The sequence below is a fragment of the Candidatus Cloacimonadota bacterium genome (genome assembly GCA_011372345.1).
Taxonomy (GTDB): Bacteria; Cloacimonadota; Cloacimonadia; order Cloacimonadales; family TCS61; genus DRTC01.
This window is the reverse complement of sequence record DRTC01000542.1, coordinates 1-2,737: the sequence shown is the minus strand read 5'-3', so window position 1 is coordinate 2,737 and position 2,737 is coordinate 1. Positions and strand designations below refer to the sequence as shown.

Below are 2,737 nucleotides of genomic sequence, written 5' to 3'. Positions count from 1 at the left end.
GGCTTATCTTATAGATAATTCAGTATACCATCCTGAAGGAGAGAAGCTGGAAGCTCTTTATGAATTAGAGATTATAAGCAACACGTTGAAACTTAAAGATATAAAATAATCAAGGAGATTTAAAATGAGAAAACTAAGTATCTTATTTATCCTTTTAATAATTTCAGTGAGTGTTTTTGCATTTGAGCTTAACACATTGATTGATACACCTACTGCCGGTATTTTACAGCAGGGTGAAGCAGAGATCACCGCCAAGATATACAAAGACAACGGTTTGTTGATAGGAACAAGAGTAGGACTTTTCCCGCGTTTTATGTTTGGAGTGAATTATGGTGCTGAAGAAATAGTTGGTGATAAAGACCCTCAATGGCATGATAGGGTTGAATTTAATGCAAAAGTGCGGCTTATGGATGAGAGTAATCAGCTTCCAGCTATTGCCATTGGTTACGATTCTCAAGGACACGGAAGATATGATAAATCTCAAAAACGATATGATATAAAATCTAAAGGCGTATATCTTACGGTCAGTAAGAACTTCTTCCTATTTGGAAATATAGGTGTTCATGGTGGAATTAACTACAGCCTAGAAACTGAAGATAAAGATGATGAACCAAATCTTTTTGTTGGTTTTGATAAGACAATAGGAGATATGATCGTATTATTAGCAGAATATGATACCGGATGGAATGATAACGAAACGAATCTTGTAAAAGGTAGAGGATTCTTCAATGCTTCTATAGATATACATTTCACAGACGCTCTTATTATTAAGGTATCGTTTTATGACTTAATGCTTAATAATATTCATACTCAAGGTTGTGATAGATCGATCACACTCCTCTACAATATGACTTTTTAAACTTCCATGAAAAAAGTTTTTTACCTTCTGCTTATTCTAATGATTTTTGCAGGGTGCGCAGTTAATAAAAATATATCTCATCAACCGAATTTTATTGCCGAGAATTACTTTCTTTTCGGACAGGCTGCAATGCAGCAGCACGATTTTGAAAATGCAGTTCAATTATATAAAAAAGCAGTAGAAGCTGATTCCAACAATGTTTACCTTAAAGAAACATTAATGGAGGTTTTAGCATTAAAAGCTTTTTTTGATAAATCGGCAAATTCTGAAATTATTGAACTTGGAAAAATTTTCTGTAACAAAAACATAAAATCGGAAAAAATCTATTCAATTATAGCCGAATCTTACCGCAATGAACAACAGAATGAAATGGCAGAAAAGTGTTTTAAAAAAGCTATTAAAACACGACCGACCATGCGAAATCTGACAGCATATTATGTCTTCCAGCAAAACACCAAACCATCAGGAAATATTAAGCTTCTTAAAAAAGCGATAAAACTCCCATGGGATGAAGAAAAACTGGTACTGACAATTGCTGAGTTATATAGTGAAATTGATTCAGTAAAAAGTCTTGAAATATTTACTGATGCTTACGAAAAATGGACAGATGAAACAAGCTTAACTCCGTTGCTTACATCTTATGAAAAACAAGGTTTACAAAACAAAGTTATAGAAACGATTCAGTTTCATATAGATAATAACAGGATTCTTTCTGATCCAATAAAAATTTATCTGATCGGAAGATATTTCTCAATTGGGCAGTATGATGAAATATTAAAAAATAAAACTCTGTGCTTCGAGGTTGGAACTCACGATATTTTAAAATACCTTTTCTTTTCTGCAATTAGAAAAAACGATATTAGTACTGGAATTCGAGCAGGGCTTGCAATCGAAGAATCCGGAGAATTAACAGAGGAATTTTCATCATCTTTCTATACCTATTTTGCTGATCTTTATCTATCTGCAGGTGATTATGTAGAAGCAGCGAACAATCTGTTCAAAGCGAAAGATATTAATACAATTCACACTTATATATTCAAGGTTGATCTTTCTAAGGATCTTGAACGGAAAGAAAAAATATATAAACTTTTATTACAGTATTATAATATTTTAGAGGATAAAACAAAGGCAAATTATCTGCTGGCGATTTTCCATACAGAATTTGAAGAAAAAGAAATCGCACTCGAGTTACTAAATAAGCTCCCTGATAGTTTTATTAACGAAAACGAACTCAATCTTATGGTTGCTCTTGCATATATTCAAAATGCTATGGACCTCCAAAAAGCTAGATCGCTCCTCTCTAATATTGAAGGGATGAAAATCACCCCGAACGAGCTTATTGCCAGTCTGCTGTTTGGAACTGAACACGATTCTATTGCCTATTCTATCCTGAAAGATGAAATTGAAACTAATCTCAAACCTGATGCTTCTACATTTGCAAACTGTTCAATTCTTGGTGAAATGTACGACACCCCTGATAGTCTGCTTATTATTTTGGAAAAAGGAGTTGTTCTTTATCCGGAAAATGCTGACTTACTCAATGCTGTTGGTTATTTTATAGCTAAAAATGAACTTGAAGAAAAATATGATGAAGCTTTAAACTATTTGAAAAAAGCTGTTTCATTAATGCCGGAAAGTGAAATGATCTGGGACAGCTTGGCTTGGCTTTATTGTAAACAACAAAGATATGATGAAGCACTTAAAGCGCTGAGAGTTCCTCTTTCAAATGAAATAAATAACAGCGAAATTGCTTATCATATTGGTGAAATATATCTTGGATTAAATAAACAGAAAAAGGCAAAATATTATTTTAATTTGGCAGTTGAGTTGAACAACGAAAAACAATCTGTTCAACTTTCTAAAGAAATTCTAAGTAAG

General features: G+C 32.9%; 2 protein-coding genes. Both read left to right on the top strand.

The features are described 5' to 3' along the window. The first annotated feature begins 124 nt into the window (after positions 1-124). A complete protein-coding gene (locus ENL20_10300; GenBank protein HHE38947.1) occupies positions 125-859 on the top strand; it encodes a hypothetical protein in 735 nt (244 codons plus the stop codon). A gap of 6 nt (positions 860-865) precedes the next feature. After that, positions 866-2,737: tetratricopeptide repeat protein (locus ENL20_10295; protein HHE38946.1), on the top strand; the 1,872-nt coding region annotated here is incomplete at its 3' end.

Bases quoted from the DNA above. Each gene is read 5' to 3' on its own strand.
- ENL20_10300 (HHE38947.1), top strand. From the start codon at position 125: ATGAGAAAACTAAGTATCTTATTTATCCTTTTAATAATTTCAGTGAGT.